This is a genomic window from Variovorax paradoxus (assembly GCF_030815855.1).
In the GTDB taxonomy this organism is placed as follows: domain Bacteria; phylum Pseudomonadota; class Gammaproteobacteria; order Burkholderiales; family Burkholderiaceae_C; genus Variovorax; species Variovorax paradoxus_M.
The window spans coordinates 5,261,576-5,282,545 of the sequence record NZ_JAUSXG010000001.1 but is presented as its reverse complement, the minus strand read 5'-3'; the positions used below and the strand labels follow the sequence as shown (position 1 = coordinate 5,282,545).

Genomic DNA, 20,970 nt, shown 5'->3' with positions numbered 1-20,970 from the left:
GTCAGTCGAGTCTGCCGGTATCGGCCTTGGCGCGAATCAGGTTCAACAGCAGGATGTCGCGCGCGGCTTCGAGGTCCGCCACGCGCCGCGCACCCAGTTCTTCGGCCACGCCATGCACCACTTTTTCTTTGAGTTCCGCCGTCATCGATGGTGCGCCGAGGTCCTTCCACCAGTCCTCGATCGGCCCGCCCAGGTGTGCGAGCACATGTTCGATACCGCCCGCGCCGCCCGAGAGATGCAGGTTCATGAACGGCCCCATCACGGCCCAGCGCAGGCCGGGGCCGTGCGCAATGGCGGTGTCGATGTCGGCCACGCTCGCCACGCCTTCATTGACGAGGTGAAAGGCTTCGCGCCAGAGCGCTGCCTGCAGCCGGTTCGCGATGTGGCCCTTGACCTCGCGCTTCACGTGGATCGGCCGCTTGCCGATGGCCGCATAGAAGGCCATGGTGCGTTCGATGGTCTCGGCCGAGGTGCGCTCGCCGCCCACCACTTCCACGAGCGGAATCAGGTGCGGCGGGTTGAACGGATGGCCCAGCACCACGCGTTCCGGGTGCCGGCATTCGGCTTGCACCGCGCTGATGGCAAGCCCCGAGGAACTCGACGCCAGGATGGCGTGGGCCGGCGCGGCCTGGTCCATGCGCCGGAACAGGTCGATCTTGAAATCCAGCCGCTCCGGGCCGCTCTCCTGCACGAACTCGGCCTCGGCCACCGCGTCTTCGAGCCGTTCATGGAAGCGCAATCGCCCGGCCGAGGCACCCGATGCCAGGCCGAAGCGCTCGAGCGTGGGCCAGTGCGCGGCCACGGCCGAGCGCAGCCGTTCCTCGGCACCGGGCGAGGGGTCGGTGGCCTCCACGTCGAGGCCCTGCGCCAGGAAAAAGGCGGCCCAGCTGGCGCCGATGACGCCGGTGGCGACCACCGCCACGCGTCTTGGAGTCAGTTCCATCCGCATCGCCTCAGGAGTCCGCCGTGAAGCCGATCTTCTTGACCAGCGGGCCCCAGCGGTCGGCTTCTGCCCGCTGCGAGCGCGCCATCTCCTCGGCGGTGGAGCCCTGCGCGATCAGGCCGACCACGGCCAGGCTGTCCGTCACCACCTTTTCCTTGATGGCCGCGTTGATCGCCGCATTGGCCGTGGCCACCACGCTGGCCGGCGTCCGGGCCGGGGCGTAGAAGCCGAACCATTCCTCGGTGGTCAGCTCCGCGAAGCCTTGCTCGGCGAAGGTCGGCACTTCCGGCGAGAAGGGCGAGCGCGCCTTGCCGGAGGTGGCCAGCAGCCGCAGCTTGCCGGCCTTGTGGTTGGGAATGAAGTCGCCGCTGGGCGTGACCATGGCGGCGATCTGTCCGCCCACCACGTCGGTCACGCCGGGAATGGAGCCGCGGTAGGGCACGTGCTTCAGGTCGACCCCGTTGTTGAGGCCGAGCAGCGCGCCGATGAAATGCGGCGTCGAGCCCGCCGCCGGCGAGCCGTAGCTGGCCTGGTTCGGGTTGGCCTTGGCCCAGGCCAGGAAGTCCTTCACCGTGCGGACCTCGGGCGGCACCAGCGGGCCGACGGCGAGGCCGTGGTGCATGACGGCGGCAATCGACACCGGCACGAAATCCTTGCTCGGGTCGTAGCTGAGCTTGCTGTAGATATGCGGGTAGATCGAGGTGCACGAGAACGGCGACAGCGCCAGCACGCTGCCGTCGGCCGGCGCGCTCTTGAGCACGTCGAGCGCGATGCGCCCCCCGGCGCCCGGCTTGTTCTCGACCACGGCCATGTTGCGGGTATAGGCCGAGCCCGCGAGCTTTTCACCCACGCGGCGCGCCACGCTGTCGCCGGCACTGCCGGCCGGAAAGCCGTAGTAGATCTTGACCTGCTCGAGCGCCTGGGCCAGCGCGGCCAGCGGCGAGAGGGCGCCCAGGGCGGTGGCTGCGCCGAGCGTATGGAGGAAGTGGCGGCGGGTGTTCATGAGGTGTCTCCGGTTTTTCTGCGGGTTTTCCGATGGTGGTTCTGGCAAGTCGATCGGCCGCTTCAGCGCGGCGCGAATTCCGGACGCGGACCGCCTCTGCGGGGCAGTCCCATCATGGACCTTGCTTCGGCCGGTGTGGCAACTTCCATGTCGAGTTCGCGGATAACGCGCACGATGCGTTCGGTCAGCTGCACGTTGGTGGCGAGCTCGCCCTGGCGGAAATAAAGGTTGTCTTCCAGTCCCACGCGCGCATGCCCGCCCAAAAGCAGCGCCGCCACGTTGGCTTCCAGCTGCGACGTGCCGATGCCGCTCACGCCGAAGATGCTGCCCTTGGGCAGGGTGTCGACCATCATCTGCAGGAAACGCGGCGAATACGGCATCGCGTTCTGGAAATTGCGGTGCACGTTCATCACCAGGTTGATGAAGTAGGGTTCGTCGTCGTGGCCCTCGTCGATCAGCGTGGTCGTGTCCTGCAGGATGTGCGTGGGGCTGAACACTTCCCACTCGGGCTTGATGCCGCGCGCCTTCATGCCGGCGGCGAGTTCACGGCCGCGGGTGATCGGCGTGTCCATCAGGATCTGCCTGCCCTCGAAGCTCAAGTTCAGCGTGGTCGCGTCGAGCGTGCACATCTCGGCGCCCGCGTCCATGCCCTTGATGCGCTCTTCCCAGGCAATTTCCCAACGGCCTCCGGACAGCGGCTTGACCATGTCGCCGTGCACGCCGCCGCCCGTGGAGTTGTTGATGACGATGTCGCAGCCGCCCGCGCGGATGCGGCTGTTGATGTCGCGGTACACGTCGGCGTCGCAGGTGGCGCCGTCGTCCGGGCGGCGTGCGTGGATCGCCGCCACGCTCGCGCCTGCGTTCCAGCAGCGCAGCACGTCGGCCGCGATTTCGGCAGGCTGGGTGGGAAGGTGCGGGTTCTGCGACTTGTGCGCCATGCCGCCGGTGGGGGCGATGGTCACGATCACTTTGCGCTTCGACGACATGCTCCGGATCTCCTGGTGTCTTCTTTCATGAGGGGCGCGGGTATTATTTTTTGCGGCGCAGGCACACTCAGTCATTGCGACGACATTTGGAGTCAGGGTTTACGCGGCGCGGCCCCATTTCCACGCCATCAGGAGCTTTCTTTTCATGTCCACGACGAAGCCGGCCATCCAGGCGGCATCGCTGACCATTCCACAGCTGCTTCAGCGCTCGGCCTGGTTTCCGCCGCTCGACGAAGCGGCCCGCGAGCGCGTGCTCGACGATATCCGCGAGGTCGAAGTCGCGGCCGGCGCCGCGCTGTGCCGGCGCGGCGATACGCCGCTGCACTGGTACGGCACGCTCGAAGGCCTGCTCAAGTGGTCCATCACCTCGAGCGACGGCCGCTCGGTCACCTTCGGCGGGCTCTCGGTCGGCAGCTGGTTCGGCGAAGGCACGCTGCTGCGCGCCGCGCCGCGCTCGGCCGACGTCATTGCGCTGCGGCCCAGCCGCGTGGCCCAATTGCCGCTCGAGACTTTCGAATGGCTGCACCGCACGCAGCGCGGCTTCGACCATTTCCTGCTGCAGCAACTCAACGAGCGGCTGCATTGGTTCATGGGCAACTACGCGGCGCACCGGCTGCTCGACGCCGACAGCCAAGTGGCCCGTGCGCTGGCCGGGCTGTTCCATCCGTGGCTGTATCCGGGCAGCGAGCCGCACCTGCAGGCGTCGCAGGAAGAGATCGCGAACCTGTCGGGGGTGTCGCGGCAGCGGTGCAATGCGGCGCTGAACCGGTTGAAGGAGGCGGGGTTCCTGCGGATCGAATACGGCGGAATCACCGTGATCGACCTGGAGGGGCTGCGGCGGTTCATCGAATAGCCACAGCCCGTTTCCCGTCACTGCGCCTTCTTCGCGCCTTCCGCCAGCCGCTTGCGGTACTCGGTGGTCGTCACGCCGCCGAACCCCCAGTCATCGGTATCGATTTCCTCGATCACGATGTGCGTCCACTCCGGCGGCTTGTTCAGCACGCGCTCGAGGGTTTCCGTGAACTCGGCAATGACCTGGGTCTTCTGTTCACGCGTGACGCCGTCGCGGGTGATCTTCAGGTTGATGAAAGGCATGGTGTGCTCCTTGGATGGATGAAGTGCGTTTTTGCCGTTACCAGGTGCCGGCGCTCGCGCCGCCGTCCACCGCCAGCACCACGCCCGACGTGAAGCCAGCGCTGGTGAGGTAGAGCACCGCATCGGCAATCTCGCGCACGGTCGCGATGCGGCCGGCGGGTGCCAGGCCGCTGAGGAAGCCATGGTTCTCGGGCGGGTGCATCGGCGTATCGACGATGCCGGGAGCCACCGCGTTCACCTGGATGTTGTGCGGCGACAGTTCGAGCGCCAGTGCGCGCGTCGCGGCATTGATGCCGCCTTTGAGCAGCACAGGCAGCAAGGCCGGCACCTTGAGGTTCGGCTGCAATGCGATGCCCGCGGTGATGTTCACGATGTGGCCCTTGCGGCGCGGGATCATGTGCTTCGCGGCGGCCTGCGAGGCATGGACGAAACCCTTGAGGTTCGTGGCCACCAACTCGTCGAGCTCTTCCTCGGTGTAGTCGACGAAGGGCTTGGCATTGAAGATGCCCGCGTTGTTGATGAGCACGTCGACCTGGCCGAAGCGTTCCACGGCGCGTTCGATGAGCTGCTGCGCGGTCGCGTGCTGGCCGATGTCACCCGCCACGCCGAGGAACCGCGCGGGGTTGCCCAGCTGCTTCGCGGCGGCTGCGAGCCGTTCGTCGGTGCGCGCGTTGCCGACCACGTTGAAGCCGCGTTCGAGGTAGGCCTCGGCGAGCCCCAGGCCGATGCCGCTCGAGGCGCCGGTGATGACGACGGTGAGTGAGTTGCTGTCTTGCATGTCGGTTCTCCAAAGAAGTTGATGACGTGAGGAGAACTGTATTGATGACACGGCAACAGATAAATCACTAGACTTGCACTTCACTTGATACGTGAGGTAATCAATCCATGCAGCGGCAGTTCGGCGACATCCTTCTCGGCAGCATCGAACTCTTCTGCCTCGCGGCGGAGACCGGCGGCTTCACCTCGGCCGCGCTGGCCGCGGGCGTCACGCCGGCGGCCGTGAGCCGCTCGATCTCGCGGCTCGAGAAGCGGCTGGGGCTGCGCCTGTTCGTGCGCACCACGCGCAGCGTGCGGCTCACCGACGCTGGCCGCTCCTATTTCGCGCAATGCCGCCAGGCACTCGCACAGCTCGCCGAGGCCGAGCGTGAAGTCATGGGCCAGCAGGCGCAGCCGTCGGGCACCCTGCGCATCAGCGTCCCGACCACCTACGGCCATCACCGCATCCTGCCGATGCTACCGGCGTTCCGCGAACGCTTTCCCGACATCCGGCTGCATGTGCACCTGAGCAACCGCAACATCGACTTCGTGGAAGAGGGCTACGACATGGCCGTGCGCGTGCGCGCCCAGCCCGACTCCACGCTGATCGCGCGGCACCTGGAAGATGCGGCGCTCGTGGTGGTCGCGACGCGCAAGTACCTGAAGAAGGCCGGCACGCCCCGCACGCTCGACGACCTCGCCGCGCACGAGTGCATCCAGTTCGAACTGCCCAGCAGCGGGCGGCGCATCTCCTGGCTCTTCAACGAGGGCGGCAGGGAACACGAGGTTCTTGCGGACAGCGCCTACAGCTGCTCCGACGACGTGCTCGGCGGCGTCACGCTCGCCAAAAGCGGCGCCGGGCTGTTCCAGACCTACCGCTTCGTCGTGGAAAAGGAACTCGCCGACGGCGCGCTCGTCGAGGTGCTGAAGCCGTTCGCGGGCCGCTCGCGCCCCTACACGCTGCTGTACCCCGACGGGCGGCATGTGCCGCTGCGCATGCGGGTGTTCATCGATTTCCTGACGGCGCAACGGGCCGCGTGAGGCTCACACCCCGAGCAGCTCTTCCAACGCCTGCGGCTCGGCCAACAGGTCGGCCGATGCGCCGTGCCGCACGATCTGGCCCTTCTCCATCACCACCGCGAGGTCGGTGTGCGCGAGCACCTTGCGGTAGTCGCGGTCGACGATGAGGGTGGCGATGCCGGTGCCGCGGATCTCGCCGATCACGCGCCAGATCTCCGCGACGATCAGCGGCGCGAGGCCTTCGGTCGCCTCGTCGAGGATCAGCAAGCGCGGGTTGGTCATCAGCGCACGGCCGATGGAGAGCATCTGCTGCTCGCCGCCCGAGAGCTGCTGGCCGCCGTGCGAGAGCCGTTCGGCCAGCCGCGGAAACGTGGCCATCACGCGGTCGAAAGTCCAGGCGCGTCGGCCGTCGATGCCCGCGCGCTCGCTCATCACGAGGTTTTCGCGCACCGAGAGGTTCGGAAAGATGCCGCGGCCTTCGGGCACGTAGCCGATGCCCAGGCGCGCCATTTTTTCGGGCGGCCAGCCGGTGACCGTGCGGCCATCGACCTGCACCTCGCCCGAGGCCGGGCGCACGTAGCCCATCATGCTGCGGATCAGCGTGGTCTTGCCCATGCCGTTGCGCCCGAGCAGGCCGACCGAGTTGGCGGCGGGTAGGCCGGCATGCACGCCGCGCAGGATGTGGCTGTTGCCGTAGTAGGTGTTGAGATCGCGGACGACGAGCATCAGTGGTCTTCTCCAAGGTAGGCCGTGCGCACTTCGGGGTTCTCGCGGATCGAGGCCGGATTGCCCGTTGCGATGACGGTTCCGTTCACCATCACCGTGATGCGGTCGGCAATGCGGAACACCGCGTCCATGTCGTGCTCCACCAGCAGGATTGCCTGTGTCGCTTTCAAACCCGTGAGCAAGGTGAGCATGCGGTCGGTTTCCTCGGCACCCATGCCCGCGAGCGGCTCGTCGAGCAGCAGCACGCGGGGCTTGGTGGCGAGGCACATCGCCACTTCGAGCTGACGCTGCGCGCCATGGCTCAGCGTGCCGGCGACGCGCAAGGCTTCGTTCGACAGGCCTGCGGCCTCGAGCGCCGCGTCGGCCGCGGCATTGCTGGCCGCGCAGCGCTGCGACGACTGCCACACCGTCCATGGCCGGGCCGTGGCCGCCTGCGCCGCGAGCCGGCAGTTCTCGTGCACGCTGAACTCCGGAAAAATGGTCGTGCGCTGGTAGCTGCGGCCCACGCCGGCGCGCGCGCGTCGCCATTGCGCGCGCTGCGTGATGTCGATGCCGTCGAGCGAAATGCGGCCTTCGGAGGCGTCGATTTCGCCCGAGAGCATGTTGATCAATGTCGACTTGCCCGCGCCGTTGGTGCCGATCACCGCATGCACTTCGCCGACGTGCAGGTCGAGCGTGACGGCGTTCACGGCGGTGAGGCCGCCGAAGCGGCGCGTGAGGCCAGTGACGGAAAGAAGGGCGCCTGCATTCATGGTTTTGCTCCCTCTCCCCTTGGGGAGAGGGCTGGGGTGAGGGCACTGGGCGATAGAAAGCGCAGGGCGATGGGCAGGGCCGCAGCCCTCACCCTAGCCCTCTCCCGCCTGCGGGAGAGGGGACAAATCCCGAACGCGGGAGCAGTCATGCGGCCTCCTTGGGTGACAGCCGCTTGACCAGGCCGATCAAGCCCTTCGGCAGCAACGCCACGAACACGATGATCGCGATACCCAGCGTCAGCTGCCAATGGTCCGCCAGCGGTCCCATCACCGCGTGGGTCGAGAAAATTTCCTTCAGCAGCGTGAACGCGATGGCACCGATGACCGCGCCGCGCAAGTGGCCCAGGCCGCCGAGGATCACCATCAGCAGCACCTCGCCCGAGTTGTGCCACGCCATCAGCTCCGGATTGACCACGCCATCGCGCGAGGCCAGCAGGAAGCCCGCCAAGCCGGCCAGCGCGCCCGCCAGCACGAAGGCCGCGAGCTTGTAGCCGTACACCGGGAACCCCGCAGCGCGCATGCGCTGCTCGTTCACGCGGATGCCCGCGAGCGCCGCGCCGAAGCGCGAGCGGCGAACCAGCGCCAGGAGGCCGTAGGTGAACACCAGCGATGCGAGCACCACATAGAACAGCACCATGCGGTTTTCCATGTCGAGCTTGCCGATGGCCGGCCGCACATACATGTAGATGCCGTCGCTGCCGCCGCCGACCTTGGTGTCGTGGAACACGAAGAAGGCCATCTGCGCGAAGGCCAGCGTCACCATGATGAAGTACACGCCGCGCGTGCGCAGGCTCAGCGCGCCGACGAACAACGCATAGAGCGCCGCCGCGCCCATGGCCGCCGGCAGCAGCAGCGCGAGGTTGCCGCCCTCGCTGCCCGAAGCCAGCACCGTGACGTAAGCGCCGATGCCGTAGAACGCCGCATGGCCCAGGCTCACGAGCCCGGTCATGCCGACCAGCAGTTCCAGGCTCAGCGCGAAGATCGACAGGATCATGATCTTGACGACGAAGTCCGAGACGTAGTTGCCCATCAGCGGACCCAGCACGCCGATGGCGACCGCGCAGATCACCGGTACGAGGAATGCGCCGCGCCGCATGGAGGCGGTGTTGCCTTGCGTCATGGCCGCCTCCCCATCAGCCCTTCAGGCTTCCAGATCAGCACGATGGCCATCAGGAGGTAGATGCCGATGCCGCTCAGGTCCGCGAAGAACACCTTGCCGAAGGTGTCGACGAAACCCACCAGCAGCGAAGCCACCAGCGCGCCGGTGATCGAGCCGATGCCGCCGATCACCACCAGCACGAAGCAGATGATGAGCACGCTCGCGCCCATATTCGGATAGACCGACGACATCGGCGCCGCGATCATTCCGGCCAGCGCGGCGAGCGCCACGCCCGCCGCGAACACGATGCGGTAGAGCCGCTTCACGTCGATGCCCAGGCCGCGCACCATGTCGCGGTTGCTGGCGCCGGCGCGGATCATCATGCCGAGCCGCGTGCGGTTGACCACCCAGTACAAAGCCACCGCGAGCACGATGCAGGCGGCGGAGGCGAAGAGCCGGTACCACGGATAACTCATGACGTTGCCGAGCGCGAAGCTGCCGTCGAGCCAGGCCGGCACCTTCACGCCATGCACGTCGTTGCCCACGAGAATGGAGCGCAGCTCCTCGAACACCAGGATGAGCCCGTAGGTCATCAGCACCTGCTGCAGGTGGTCGCGCTGGTAGAGATAGCTGAAGAAAGCCCATTCGAGCAGGTAGCCGAACACGGCCGCCAGCACCACGCCGGCCACCAGCATCAACAGAAACTGGTCACCGAACAGCGGCGCGAGCGCGAACGCCATGTACGCGCCGATCATGTAGAAGCTTCCGTGGGCGAGGTTGATCACGCCCATGATCCCGAAGATCAGCGTGAGCCCCGAGGCCACCAGGAAAAGCAGGAGTCCGTACTGAACCGAGTTCAGGCACTGGACGAGAAAGGTGCCGAAATCCACGTTAGATCATCTCGATATGGGCTTGGGGAGCGTGGCGCGATAGCGCCCGCGATGTTCGGGGGACACCGCGGAACCGGCTTTGCCGGGCCGCTGGTGTCGCCCCCTCGAGGGGGGAGTCGAGCTACACGAAGTGAGCGAGGGACGGGGGTGGGTCGATCACATCCTGCAGCCGCGCGCCGGATCCGTCAGACCCTTGATCGCGATGCTCATCAGCTTGTTCTCCTTGCCGTCCACCTTGCGCAGGTAGATGTCCTGCACCGGGTTGTGCGACTTGCTCATCGTGAACGTGCCGCGCGGGCTGTCGATCTTCGCCTTCTCGATCGCGGCCGTGAATTCGGCCTTCTTGCCGATGTCGCCCTTGGTGGCGGCGAGGCCCACGCCCAGCATCTGCGCCGCGTCGTAGCCTTGCACGGCATACACGTCGGGCTGCAGCTTGAAGGCCTTGGCATAGCCGACGCGGAAAGCGTTGTCGCGCGCGGTGTTCAGGCCGTCCGCATAGTGCAGCGTGGTCAGCATGCCTTGCGCGGCTTCGCCCTGTGCATCGAGCGTACCGTCGGTCAGGAAGCCGGGGCCGTAGAGCGGAATGGTCTTGTTGAGGCCCGCGGCCTGGTAGTCCTTGACGAACTTCACCGCGCCGCCGCCCGCGAAGAAGGCATACACCGCATCGGGCTTGGCCGCGGCGATCTCGGTCAGGAGCGCCTGGAACTCGACGTTGGGAAACGGCAGCGTGAGCTGCTTGTCGACCTTGCCGCCGTTCTTCTCGAAGCCTTCCTTGAAGCCGTTGACCGACTCGTCGCCGGCCGCGTACTTCCAGGTGATGGTCATCGCCTTTTTCTTGCCCTGCTGCTTGGCTGCGACTTCGCCCATGGCAAAGGCGGGCTGCCAGTTGGAGAACGAGCTGCGGAAGATATTGGGCGCGCACATCGGGCCCGTCACCGCGTCCGCACCGGCGTTCGGCACGATGAGCACGGTGCCGCTTTCCTTCGCGGCCTTGGCCATGGCCATCGCGACGCCTGAGTGCACGGTGCCGACGATCACGTCGACGTTGTCGCGCTTGATGAGCTTGTTGACGTTGTCGGTGGCCTTGGCGGGATCGGACTCGTCGTCGACCTTGAAGTACTCGATTTCGCGGCCGGCGAGCTTGCCGCCGTGTTCGTCGACATAGAGCTTGAAGCCATTTTCGATGGCCACGCCCAATGCGGTGTAAGTGCCGCTGTAGGGCAGCATCAGGCCGACCTTGAGCTTACCGGTGCCTTGGGCGCCGGCCGCGCTGCAGAGGGCGGCAAAGGCGAGGGCCGTCAGCGCGAGTCGCGTGGTGTGGATGGTCATGGTTTTTGTCTCCTGTTTTCGGCAATGAAAGAAGTGGTCGCGACGATGACACGATCCGGCTGATCGCGATGCGGGGAATGCCCGCATTCAGGGATTTCGAGCAGCTCGCATCCCCTGACGCGCGCCGCGATGCCGTGGATCTGCGCCAGGGTGCCGTACTCGTCGCCCGTGCCCTGGACGGCGAGCACCGGGCAGCGGATGGTATCGAGCTCGGCCTCGATGTTCCATTGCCGGAAGGGCGGGTGCAGCCAGATGCGGTTCCAGCCCCAGAAGGCGGAGTGGGCGCTGTCGTGGTAGCGGCCGAGCTTCTTTGGCAGGTCGGTCGAGAGGTACACGGTGCGCGCCTGCTCGATGTTCGCGACGGTCACGTCTTCCACGAAGATGTGCGGGGCCAGCACCACGAGGCCTTGCACGCGCTCGGGAAAGCGCGAGGCGTAAAGAAGCGAGATCGAGCCGCCGTCGCTGTGGCCGAAGAGCCAGGGCTTTTCGCCGTCGAGCTTCAGTGCGGCGAAGAGGGCGGGCAGCACTTCGTGCGCCTGCCGGTGCATGAAGTCGACGTCCCAGGTTTCGTTGTCTTCACGCGGCGTGGAGCGGCCGTAGCCGGGCCGCGAGAACACGAGGCCGCGGGCATTCGCGGCGTCGCAGACTTGCGCGGGGAAGTCCTTCCACATGGCGACGGAGCCCAGGCCCTCGTGGAGGAAGACGATGAGCTGGGCATCGGTGCGCTCGGGGGCGATCCGTTGGCACTCGATCTGCACGGTACGGCCGCGCCAGTTGATCGTTGTGAAGTCGGGTGTGCTCATGGTGTTGCTCCTTCCCCTCCCGGGGGAAGGCTGGGATGGGGGCTCGCGGCGCTGGCAGAAGCCATGCCTTTGCAAACGCCGCCTGCCCCCACCCCAACCCTCCCCCGGAAGGGGAGGGAGAAAGGCAAGGGGAACCTCATGCCTGCTTCTCCCTCTCCCGCAGCCTGAACCGCTGAATCTTCCCCGTCGCCGTCTTCGGCAGCTCCTGCACGAACTCCAAGAACCGCGGGTACTTGTACGGCGCGAGCCGCTCCTTCACGAACGCCTTCAGTTCCTCGTCGCTGACCGATTGGCCGTCCTTCAGCACGACAAACGCCTTGGTCTTGGTGAGCCCGTCCGCGTCTTCCTTGCCAATCACCGCAGCCTCGAGCACGGCAGGGTGCTGCATCAGCGTGGCCTCGACTTCAAAGGGCGACACATAGATGCCGCTGACCTTCAGCATGTCGTCGCTGCGGCCGGCGTACGTGAAGTAGCCGTCGGCATCGCGCGTGTACTTGTCGCCGCTCTTGGTCCAGCCGCCCTGGAAGGTTTCGCGCGACTTCTCGCGGTTGCACCAGTACATGAGCGCCGAGCTCGGCCCGCGGATGTAGAGGTCGCCCACCTCGCCGTCGGGCACCGGGCGGCCGTCTTCGCCGCGCAGTTCGACCTCGTAGCCTTCCACCGGCTTGCCGGTGGTGCCGTAGCGCACGTCGCCAGGGCGGTTGGAGATGAAGATGTGCAGCATCTCGGTCGAGCCGATGCCGTCGATGATCTCGCAGCCGAAGTGCGTCTTGAAGCGCTGCGCAATTTCGCTGGGCAAGGCCTCGCCGGCGGAAGAACACATGCGCAATGCCACGGCCTCGCGCGCCGGGAGTTTGGGCGAGGCGAGCATGCCCGCGAACCCGGTCGGTGCGCCGAAGAAAACCGTTGGCTTGTGCTCGGTCCAGCGGCGGAAGGTGGCGTCTGGCGTGGGCCGTTCGGCCATCAGCACCACGGTCGCACCGACCGACAACGGAAAGGTCAGCGCATTGCCGAGCCCATACGCAAAGTACATCTTGGCGGCCGAGAAGCACACGTCGTTCTCGGTGAGCCCGAGCACCGGCTTGCCGTAGAGCTCGGCCGTCCACCACAGGTTGGCGTGCGTGTGGACCGTGCCCTTGGGCTTGCCGGTGGAGCCGGAGGAATACAGCCAGAAGCCGGGGTCGTCGGAAGCCGTGGCTGCGGGCGCTGCCATTGGCTCGGCGGCAGCGAGCGCTGCTTCGAATTCCTTCGAACCGTCGGGTAACGCGCCCGAAGGTTGCGAGACGATCAACGTGTGCACTTCATGCCCGCCGTGCCCCATCGCCTCTTGCAGCGTGGGCAGCAGTGCGTCCGACACCAGCGCGGCCTGCGCGCGGCTGTGGTCGAGCATGTAGGCGTAGTCGTCGGTCGTGAGCAGCGTGTTGACTGCGACGGGCACCACGCCCGCATAAAGACAACCCAAGAAGCTCACCGGCCAATCGCTGCTGTCGAGCATCAGCAGCAGCACGCGCTCTTCGCGCCGCACACCGGCTGCCTTGAGCGCGGCGGCAAGGCGGCGCGCGCGGTCTTCGAGCTGGCCGTAACTGAGCGTGCCGCGGTCGTCGATGTAGGCAATGCGTTCGGCGCGACCGCGGTTGAGGGCGAACAGGTGTTCGGCAAAATTGAATCGTGCGGGCGGGCTCATCATGCGTGTCTCCTTGGGCCGTGTTCTTTGTCTTGGTTCTTGTTGCTAGAGGCCGAGCTGTGCGAGCACGCCGGGGCTCGCTTGCACCGCGCTGCGGCGGTGATAGAAATCCAGCGCGCGCAGTCCGCCCAGTTCGGCGCCGCCGCCCGCGCGGCCGGGGCCGCCGTGCATCGACATCGGCATCACGTTGCCGTGTCCGGTGTGGGCCTGTGCCACCTCGGGCGAAATCACGTGCACGCGGCCGTGGCTCGGCGCCACGGCGAGCGCGGCGTGGGCCAGTGCGGCATCGTCGCTGCCATAGAGAGACGTCACGAGCGAACCCTGGCCGCGGTGCGCCAGCGCGATGCCGTGTGCAAGATCGCGGTAAGGCAGCAGCGTGGCGACCGGCCCGAACACTTCCACGTCGTGCACGCGCTGCGCCGCATCGGCATCGCGTGCGCCCAGCAGCACCGGGCCGATGCAGGCGGCCACCGCCGGTTCCGCGTCGATCAGCGGCGTGTTGCGGCCGTCGTACAGCACGGTGGTCTGCGCGGACAGCGCTTCCAGGCCTTCGTTCACCGCATTCAGTTGTGCGCGGCTCACGAGCGAGCCCATGCGCACGCTCTCGTTGCGCGGGTTGCCGACGGTCACGCCCTTGAGCTTGGCGCCAATGGCTTCGGCGGCGGCTTGGTACACCTCGGCCGGCACCAGGATGCGCCGGATCGCGGTGCACTTCTGGCCCGCCTTCACCGTCATTTCGCGCACCACTTCGCGCACCAGCAGATTGAAGGCGTCGCTGCCCGGTGCGGCGCCCGGCAGCAGCAGGGCGCTGTTGAGGCTGTCGGCCTCGATGTTCACGCGCACCGAGCGCTCGGCCACGGCCGGGTGCGAGCGGATCAGCGCCGCCGTTTCGGCGGAACCGGTGAACGAGACCACGTCGAAGGGCTGCAGCGCATCCATCAAACCGGCCGAGCTGCCGCAGACCACGGAGAGCGCGCCCGCGGGCAGCACGCCCGCATCGACCACGTCTTTCACCATGCGCTGCGTGAGCCAGGCGGTGGCCGTGGCGGGCTTCACGATCACGGGCACGCCCGAGAGCAGCGCGGGCGCCGCCTTTTCCCACAGGCCCCACGACGGAAAGTTGAAGGCGTTGATGAACAGCGCCACGCCCTGCGTCGGCACCTGCAGGTGCTGCGACTGGAACACCGGCTCCTTGCCGAGCTTGACTGCATCGCCGTCGCGCAGCGCACGCACGTCGCCGAGCGCATCGCCCCATTTGGCGTACTGGCCGAGCGTGAAGATCGCGCCGTCGACGTCGACAGCCGAGTCGTTCTTCACGGTGCCCGAGTTCGCCATGGCGATCTCGTAATAGGCATCGCGGTTGGCCTGCAGCACCTTCACGACGGCGCCGAGCAGCGCGGCACGCTGGCGGTAGGTGAGGGCGCGCAGCGCATTGCCGCCCTGTTCGCGTGCAAAGGCAAAGGCCGCGGGCAGGTCGAGGCCGGTGGCGTCGACGCGCGCGAGCTCGGTGCCCAGCACCGGGTCGAACAGAGGCGTGCCGGCGCCCGATCCGCTTTGCCAGCGGCCGGCGACATAGTTCGGAAGGAGCTCGGTCATGGCGTGAACTTGATCTGCCCTTCGGGCAGGAGATAAAGAACGATCGCGCGGCCTTGCGCCACGGTCGGCCGGTGCGCGGTGCCGGGGCCGTAGACGCACCAGCCCGCGGGCCGGCCGTCGAAGGTGGCGCCGGCGCTGCCTTCGAGCGGCATGATCAGGTCGATTTCGCCGTTGGGATGCGAATGGTGCGGCCCCGCGATGTCCTGCATGTCGACCACGTCGACCGAGAAGCGGTGCAGGGCGTCTTCGGCCTTGAACACGCGGCCGTACTTGATGCCGCCGCCTTCGCGCTCGCACAGCCAGCCTTCGGCCACGCCGCCGATGCAGGCCTGGCGCAGCTGTTCGAAACTGGCGCTGCCCGCGCCGTGCGTGGCGTTCAGCCACTGGTCGAGTTTTTCGTCGAGCGGCCGGCCGGCGATTTCGGCGGTCAGGCCGGCGATCAACTGGTGAAATGCTTCCTTGCTGGACATTGGCGGGCTTCCTTTTTGGAGGCTGGCTGGCAGGGTGGCGCCACAGCGAACTTATGAACTACATTGCATGATCGCTGCGCGTGCAGTATCTTGCTTGTGATCGAACGATAAGCACCGAGTCAGTGGGTGTCAAGCAATATAGTGCATATATGGTGTTTACCCTGAGCGCGCACAATCCCGGCCAAGAACGAGGACTTGCATGAACGAGCATGTAGACGCGGTGCTGTCCACCGCGCCCGACGGCAATCACGCCGGCAACGCAGCCACGGCACCGGCCGGGGAGGCCAGGAATCCATTGCTGGCCGCGCTGGGCGACCGCGTGCGCAACCTGCGCGCGCAGCGCGGCCTCACGCGCAAGGCCGTGGCCATTTCGGCCGGTGTGTCGGAGCGGCATCTGGCCAACCTCGAATACGGCATCGGCAACGCATCGATCCTGGTGCTGCAGCAGGTGGCCGGCGCGCTGCACTGCTCGCTGGCCGAACTGGTCGGCGACGTGACCACCAGCTCGCCCGAGTGGCTCTTGATTCGCGAGCTGCTCGAGAAGCGCAGCGAAACCGACTTGCGCCGTGTGCGCCTGGCACTCGGCGAACTGCTGGGCACGGCCTCGGTCGACCCGGCGCGGCACCGCCGCATTGCGCTCGTGGGCCTGCGCGGCGCCGGCAAGTCGACGCTCGGCCAGATGCTGGCCGACGACCTCGACGTGCCCTTCGTGGAGCTGAGCCGCGAGATCGAGAAGCTCGCGGGCTGCAGCGTGCGCGAGATCCACGACCTGTACGGCACCAACGCCTACCGCCGCTACGAGCGCCGCGCGCTCGAGGAGGCGGTGCAGATCTACAGCGAAGTGGTCATTGCCACGCCGGGCGGCATCGTCTCCGACCCCCGCCACCTTCAACGAATTGCTCGCGCACTGCACCACCGTGTGGCTGCAGGCCGCGCCCGAAGAGCACATGGGCCGCGTGGCCGCGCAGGGCGACACCCGCCCGATGGCGGCCAGCAAGGAAGCCATGGAAGACCTGCGGCGCATCCTGAACGGGCGCGCCGCCTTCTATTCGAAGGCCGATCTCTCGGTGGACACCAGCGGCAAGACCCTGGCGCAGAGCTTCCAGGCGCTGCGCGCCGTGGCCCGCCAGTCGATCGGCATCGGCGCCTGAGCTGAAGTTTGAAAAAAAGCGATTCAGGCATTGACTTGCCTGTTCGCATGCAGCATGATGCATGTCATCGGAACCTGAAGATGCAATATTCTTCCGGTTTGCATCTGCCCCACAGGAGACTTCCGTATGACCGAGACCACGACCCTTCAGGCGCCCCCGCGCGTCGACTACCGCATCGAACCCGCGCAATACAAGCACTGGAAGCTCAGCTTCGACGGTGCGGTGGCGCGCCTCGTGCTCGACATCGCGGAAGACGGCGGCATTCGCCCCGGCTACAAGCTCAAGCTCAACAGCTATGACCTGGGCGTGGACATCGAACTGAACGACGCGCTCAACCGCGTGCGTTTCGAGCACCCCGAAGTGCGCAGCGTGATCGTCACCAGCGGCAAGGACCGCATCTTCTGTTCGGGCGCCAACATCTTCATGCTCGGCGTGTCGAGCCACGCATGGAAGGTGAACTTCTGCAAGTTCACCAACGAAACGCGCAATGGACTCGAGGATTCGTCGAAGCATTCGGGCCTGAAGTTTCTTGCGGCCGTGAACGGCGCCTGCGCCGGCGGCGGCTACGAGCTGGCCCTGGCCTGCGACGAAATCTTGCTGGTGGACGACCGCTCCTCGGCCGTGTCATTGCCTGAAGTGCCGCTGCTCGGCGTGCTGCCCGGCACCGGCGGCCTCACCCGCGTAACCGACAAGCGCCATGTGCGGCACGACCTCGCCGACATCTTCTGCACCAGCGTCGAAGGCGTGCGCGGCCAGCGCGCGGTCGACTGGCGGCTGGTCGATGCCGTCGCCAAGCCCGCGCAGTTTGCCGCCGCCGTGCAGGACCGCGCCGCGCAACTCGCCGCCGGCAGCGACCGTCCCGCGGGTGGCAAGGGCGTGGCGCTGACCCGCCTGGAGCGCGAGGAAACCGCCGACAGCATCCGCTACCCGAACGTCGACATCCAAATCGACCGCAGCAAGCGCACCGCAACCATCACCGTCAAGGCGCCCACCGGCACGCAGCCGTCCGGCATCGCAGACGTCGAGGCCGCCGGTGCCGCATGGTGGCCCCTTGCCGTGTGCCGCGAACTCGACGACGCCATTCTCAATCTGCGCACCAACGAGCTCGACATCGGCACCTGGCTGCTCAAGACCGAAGGCGACGCGCAGGCCGTGCTCGCCTCCGACGCCGTGATGTTCGCGAACAAGGACCATTGGCTGGTGCGCGAAACCATCGGTGCCCTGCGCCGAACGCTGGCGCGCCTGGACGTGTCGTCGCGCAGCCTGTTCGCATTGGTCGAGGCGGGTTCGTGCTTCGCCGGCACGCTGGCCGAACTGGCCTTTGCGGCCGACCGCACGTACATGCTCGCGCTGCCCGACGATGCCGCGCGCGCACCGAAGCTCGTGCTCAACGAATTCAACTTCGGCTTCTTCCCGATGGTGAACGACCAGACCCGCCTGCAACGCCGCTTCTACGAAGAAGCCGCGCCGCTCGACGCTGCCCGCGCCGCGGCCGGCAAGCCGCTCGATGCCGATGAGGCGCTGAAGCTCGGCCTCGTCACCGCCGCGCCCGACGACATCGACTGGGACGACGAGATCCGCATCGCCATCGAGGAGCGCGCCGCCATGTCGCCCGACGCGCTCACCGGCCTTGAAGCCAACCTGCGCTTCGCAAGCAAGGAGAACATGGCCACCCGCATCTTCGGCCGGCTCACCGCCTGGCAGAACTGGATCTTCAACCGCCCCAACGCCGTCGGCGAAAAGGGCGCACTGAAGGTCTACGGCACCGGCGAAAAGGCCGGCTTCGATCTCAACCGCGTCTGAGCACCCAAGGAACAACGATGAGCACGATCAACTACAGCGAGAAGATCCCCAACAACGTCAACCTCGGCGAAGACCGCACGCTGCAGCGCGCGCTCGAAGGCTGGCAGCCCAACTTCATCAACTGGTGGGACGACGTGGGCCCCGAGGGTTCGACCAACCATGATGTGTACCTGCGCACGGCGGTGAGCGTCGATCCGCAGGGCTGGGCGCAGTTCGGCCATGTGAAGATGCGCGACTACCGCTGGGGCATCTTCCTGAATCCGGGCGATGCCAACCGCGAGATCCACTTCGGCGACCACAAGGGCGAGAAGGTCTGGCAAGACGTGCCCGGCGAACACCGCGCCAACCTGCGCCGCATCATCGTGACGCAGGGCGACACCGAGCCCGCCTCGGTCGAGCAGCAGCGCCACCTGGGCCTCACGGCGCCGTCGATGTACGACCTGCGCAACCTGTTCCAGATCAACGTCGAAGAAGGCCGCCACCTGTGGGCGATGGTCTACCTGCTGCAAAAACACTTCGGCCGCGACGGCCGCGAAGAGGCCGATGCGCTGCTGCAGCGCACCTCGGGCGACGCCAACAACCCGCGCATCCTGGGTGCCTTCAACGAGAAGACGCCCGACTGGCTCGCGTTCTTCATGTTCACCTACTTCACGGACCGCGACGGCAAGTTCCAGCTCGCCGCGCTGGCCGAGAGCGCGTTCGACCCGCTCGCGCGCACCACGAAATTCATGCTGACCGAAGAAGCCCATCACATGTTCGTGGGCGAGAGCGGCGTGTCGCGCGTGCTGGCGCGCACCGCGCAGGTGATGAACGAACTGAAGACCGACGACGCGCAGAAGATCCGTGCCGCGGGCTGCATCGACCTCCCCACCATCCAGCGCTACCTGAACTTCCACTACAGCGTGACCATCGACCTGTTCGGCGCCGACCAGTCGAGCAACGCCGCCATCTTCTACAGCTCGGGCCTGAAGGGCCGCTACGAAGAAGGCAAGCGCACCGATGACCACATCCTCAAGGGCCAGACCTACAAGGTGCTCGAGGTGAAGGACGGCCAACTCGTCGAGAAAGACGTGCCGATGCTCAACGCGCTCAACGAAGTGCTGCGCGACGACTTCATCAAGGATTCGGTGGCTGGCGTGGGCCGTTGGAACAAGGTGCTCGAGAAGGCCGGCATTCCCACGCGCCTGACCGTGCCGCACAAGGCCTTCAACCGCCAGATCGGCGCGCTCGCCGGCATCAAGATGTCGCCCGAAGGCCGCGTGGTGAACGAGGTTGAATGGGCCGCGAAGAAAAACGAATGGCTGCCGAGTTCCGAAGACTTCGCTTTCGTGGCATCGTTGATGGGCCGCGTGGTGGAGCCGGGCAAGTTTGCCGGCTGGATCTCGCCGCCGGTGATGGGCATCAATCGCCAGCCGGTCGATTTCGAATACGTGCGTTTCGGCTGATTTGGGTATTACTCCCTCTCCCCTTGGGGAGAGGGCAGGGGTGAGGGTAGGCGGCGTCCCCACGACAAGCTGCTTCCCCCTCACCCTGACCCTCTCCCCAAGGGGAGAGGGAAAAGGAGAACAACATGGACATGGCCGTTGAAGCCGGGGTCATCAAGCAGCACCTGATCGACCCCGAGATCTGCATCCGCTGCAACACCTGCGAGGCCACCTGCCCCGTCAACGCGATCACGCACGACGACAACAACTATGTCGTTCGGGCGGACATCTGCAATGGCTGCATGGCCTGCATTTCGCCGTGCCCGACAGGCTCGATCGACAACTGGCGAACCATGCCCTTGGTGCGCGCGTACTCCATCGAAGAACAGCTCACCTGGGAATCGCTGCCCGCCGAGCTCTCGCCCGAGGAGCTCGAAGCCGCCGGCGTTTCCGCCGATGCCGGCGAAGAAATCGCGGCGGCCGCCGCGCCCGTGCCGGCCCAGGCGCAAACCACCGCCGCCGAACCGGTCTTCAACTCGGCCCAGTATGGCGCCACCGTCCCGCCTTGGTCGGCCGCGCACGCCTACACCAACCTGTTTCCGCCGAAGACGCCCACCACCGCCACCGTGGTCGGCAACTTCAACTGCACCGAGGCAGGCTTCGAGAGCGAGACGCACCACATCGTGCTCGACTTCGGCGTGGTGCCGTTCCCGGTGCTCGAAGGCCAGTCGATCGGCATCGTGCCGCCAGGCGTCGATGCCATCGGCAAGCGCCACCACGCGCGCCAGTACTCGGTGGCCAGCCCGCGCAACGGCGAGCGGCCCGGCTACAACAACGTGTCTCTCACCGTGAAGCGCGTGACCGAAGACCACCAGGGCGACCCGGTGCGCGGCGTGTGCTCCAACTACGTCTGCGACCTGAAAGTGGGCGATACGGTCCAGGTGGTGGGGCCCTTCGGCGCCTCGTTCCTGATGCCGAACCATCCCAAGTCGCACATCGTGATGATCTGCACCGGCACCGGCAGCGCGCCCATGCGCGCCATGACCGAATGGCGCCGGCGGCTGCGCAAGAGCGGCAAGTTCGAAGGCGGCAAGCTGATGCTGTTTTTCGGCGCGCGGACCCAGCAGGAGCTGCCGTATTTCGGCCCGCTGCAGTCGCTGCCCAAGGACTTCATCGACATCAACCTTGCGTTCTCGCGCACGCCCGGGAGCCCCAAGCGCTACGTGCAGGACCTGATGCGCGAGCGCGCCGCCGACCTGGCCGCGCTGCTGAAAGACGGCGCAAGCCACTTCTACGTGTGCGGCCTCAAGAGCATGGAAGAAGGCGTGGTGCTCGCGCTGCGTGACGTCGCGACCGAAGCCGGGCTCGATTGGGACACCGTGGGTGCCGCGTTGAAGCGCGAAGGCCGGCTGCACCTCGAAACATACTAAGCTGCGGCGA

General features: G+C 66.7%; 19 protein-coding genes and 1 pseudogene. 6 read left to right on the top strand and 14 right to left on the bottom strand.

Annotation, left to right across the window (positions count from 1 at the left end; all coding sequences use genetic code 11):
• Position 1 precedes the first annotated feature (1 nt).
• The 3 genes from QFZ42_RS25085 to QFZ42_RS25075 form a co-directional block, all read right to left on the bottom strand.
• Positions 2-943, bottom strand: a complete 942-nt coding sequence (locus tag QFZ42_RS25085; protein ID WP_307703572.1) for a 3-hydroxyacyl-CoA dehydrogenase NAD-binding domain-containing protein — start codon at positions 941-943, stop codon at positions 2-4.
• A 10-nt stretch (positions 944-953) separates the two neighbouring features.
• Positions 954-1,946 (bottom strand): Bug family tripartite tricarboxylate transporter substrate binding protein, encoded by a 993-nt coding sequence (locus QFZ42_RS25080; RefSeq protein WP_307703571.1) that lies wholly within the window; start codon positions 1,944-1,946, stop codon positions 954-956.
• A 62-nt stretch (positions 1,947-2,008) separates the two neighbouring features.
• A complete protein-coding gene (locus QFZ42_RS25075) occupies positions 2,009-2,932 on the bottom strand; it encodes a 3-keto-5-aminohexanoate cleavage protein (protein WP_307703570.1) in 924 nt (307 codons plus the stop codon).
• Positions 2,933-3,077: 145 nt separating this feature from the next.
• Here QFZ42_RS25075 and QFZ42_RS25070 point away from each other — a divergent pair, with 145 nt between their 5' ends.
• Positions 3,078-3,785, top strand: coding sequence for a Crp/Fnr family transcriptional regulator (locus tag QFZ42_RS25070; protein WP_307703569.1), 708 nt, complete (start codon positions 3,078-3,080; stop codon positions 3,783-3,785).
• A 17-nt stretch (positions 3,786-3,802) separates the two neighbouring features.
• Here the strand turns inward: QFZ42_RS25070 and QFZ42_RS25065 are convergent, their stop codons facing one another.
• Positions 3,803-4,027, bottom strand: a complete 225-nt coding sequence (locus tag QFZ42_RS25065; RefSeq protein WP_307703568.1) for a tautomerase family protein — start codon at positions 4,025-4,027, stop codon at positions 3,803-3,805.
• Positions 4,028-4,064: 37 nt separating this feature from the next.
• Positions 4,065-4,805, bottom strand: a complete 741-nt coding sequence (locus tag QFZ42_RS25060; protein ID WP_307703567.1) for an SDR family NAD(P)-dependent oxidoreductase — start codon at positions 4,803-4,805, stop codon at positions 4,065-4,067.
• A 107-nt stretch (positions 4,806-4,912) separates the two neighbouring features.
• On the opposite strand from QFZ42_RS25060, the gene QFZ42_RS25055 reads away from it, so the two are divergent.
• Entirely contained in the window at positions 4,913-5,824 is a 912-nt protein-coding gene (locus QFZ42_RS25055) for a LysR family transcriptional regulator (RefSeq protein ID WP_307703566.1), read from the top strand.
• A 3-nt stretch (positions 5,825-5,827) separates the two neighbouring features.
• Here QFZ42_RS25055 and QFZ42_RS25050 read toward each other — a convergent pair whose 3' ends face one another.
• The 9 genes from QFZ42_RS25050 to QFZ42_RS25010 all read right to left on the bottom strand — a co-directional run bounded on the left by QFZ42_RS25050 (position 5,828) and on the right by QFZ42_RS25010 (position 15,152).
• The gene (locus QFZ42_RS25050; RefSeq protein ID WP_307703565.1) at positions 5,828-6,529 is read right to left on the bottom strand and encodes an ABC transporter ATP-binding protein; all 702 of its coding nucleotides are present in this window, start codon (positions 6,527-6,529) and stop codon (positions 5,828-5,830) included.
• On the bottom strand, positions 6,529-7,281 hold the full coding sequence (locus tag QFZ42_RS25045) for an ABC transporter ATP-binding protein (RefSeq protein WP_307703564.1): 753 nt from the start codon (positions 7,279-7,281) through the stop codon (positions 6,529-6,531). Before QFZ42_RS25045 ends, QFZ42_RS25050 begins: the two co-directional genes overlap by 1 nt.
• Before the next feature lie 145 nt (positions 7,282-7,426).
• Positions 7,427-8,401, bottom strand: a complete 975-nt coding sequence (locus QFZ42_RS25040; RefSeq protein WP_307703563.1) for a branched-chain amino acid ABC transporter permease — start codon at positions 8,399-8,401, stop codon at positions 7,427-7,429.
• On the bottom strand, positions 8,398-9,270 hold the full coding sequence (locus QFZ42_RS25035; RefSeq protein WP_007832654.1) for a branched-chain amino acid ABC transporter permease: 873 nt from the start codon (positions 9,268-9,270) through the stop codon (positions 8,398-8,400). Before QFZ42_RS25035 ends, QFZ42_RS25040 begins: the two co-directional genes overlap by 4 nt.
• Positions 9,271-9,426: 156 nt before the next feature.
• Positions 9,427-10,599: an ABC transporter substrate-binding protein gene (locus tag QFZ42_RS25030; RefSeq protein WP_307703562.1), complete on the bottom strand. Its 1,173-nt coding sequence runs from the start codon at positions 10,597-10,599 to the stop codon at positions 9,427-9,429.
• Entirely contained in the window at positions 10,596-11,402 is an 807-nt protein-coding gene (locus QFZ42_RS25025; protein ID WP_307703561.1) for an alpha/beta fold hydrolase, read from the bottom strand. The genes QFZ42_RS25030 and QFZ42_RS25025 overlap by 4 nt, the downstream gene beginning before the upstream one ends.
• A 136-nt stretch (positions 11,403-11,538) precedes the next feature.
• Positions 11,539-13,086, bottom strand: coding sequence for a benzoate-CoA ligase family protein (locus QFZ42_RS25020; RefSeq protein WP_307704300.1), 1,548 nt, complete (start codon positions 13,084-13,086; stop codon positions 11,539-11,541).
• Between the two features lie 45 nt (positions 13,087-13,131).
• The gene (locus tag QFZ42_RS25015) at positions 13,132-14,682 is read right to left on the bottom strand and encodes a 3,4-dehydroadipyl-CoA semialdehyde dehydrogenase (protein WP_307703560.1); all 1,551 of its coding nucleotides are present in this window, start codon (positions 14,680-14,682) and stop codon (positions 13,132-13,134) included.
• Positions 14,679-15,152, bottom strand: a complete 474-nt coding sequence (locus QFZ42_RS25010; protein ID WP_307703559.1) for a 4-hydroxylaminobenzoate lyase — start codon at positions 15,150-15,152, stop codon at positions 14,679-14,681. The genes QFZ42_RS25015 and QFZ42_RS25010 overlap by 4 nt, the downstream gene beginning before the upstream one ends.
• A 199-nt stretch (positions 15,153-15,351) precedes the next feature.
• Here QFZ42_RS25010 and QFZ42_RS25005 point away from each other — a divergent pair.
• The 4 genes and pseudogenes from QFZ42_RS25005 to boxA all read left to right on the top strand — a co-directional run bounded on the left by QFZ42_RS25005 (position 15,352) and on the right by boxA (position 20,960).
• Positions 15,352-16,303, top strand: a pseudogene (locus QFZ42_RS25005) (helix-turn-helix transcriptional regulator).
• Between the two features lie 126 nt (positions 16,304-16,429).
• Entirely contained in the window at positions 16,430-18,106 is a 1,677-nt protein-coding gene (boxC, locus tag QFZ42_RS25000) for a 2,3-epoxybenzoyl-CoA dihydrolase (RefSeq protein WP_307703558.1), read from the top strand.
• Positions 18,107-18,123: 17 nt separating this feature from the next.
• A complete protein-coding gene (gene boxB / locus QFZ42_RS24995; protein ID WP_307703557.1) occupies positions 18,124-19,551 on the top strand; it encodes a benzoyl-CoA 2,3-epoxidase subunit BoxB in 1,428 nt (475 codons plus the stop codon).
• Between the two features lie 125 nt (positions 19,552-19,676).
• On the top strand, positions 19,677-20,960 hold the full coding sequence (gene boxA, locus QFZ42_RS24990; protein ID WP_307703556.1) for a benzoyl-CoA 2,3-epoxidase subunit BoxA: 1,284 nt from the start codon (positions 19,677-19,679) through the stop codon (positions 20,958-20,960).
• The last annotated feature ends 10 nt before the right edge of the window (positions 20,961-20,970 follow it).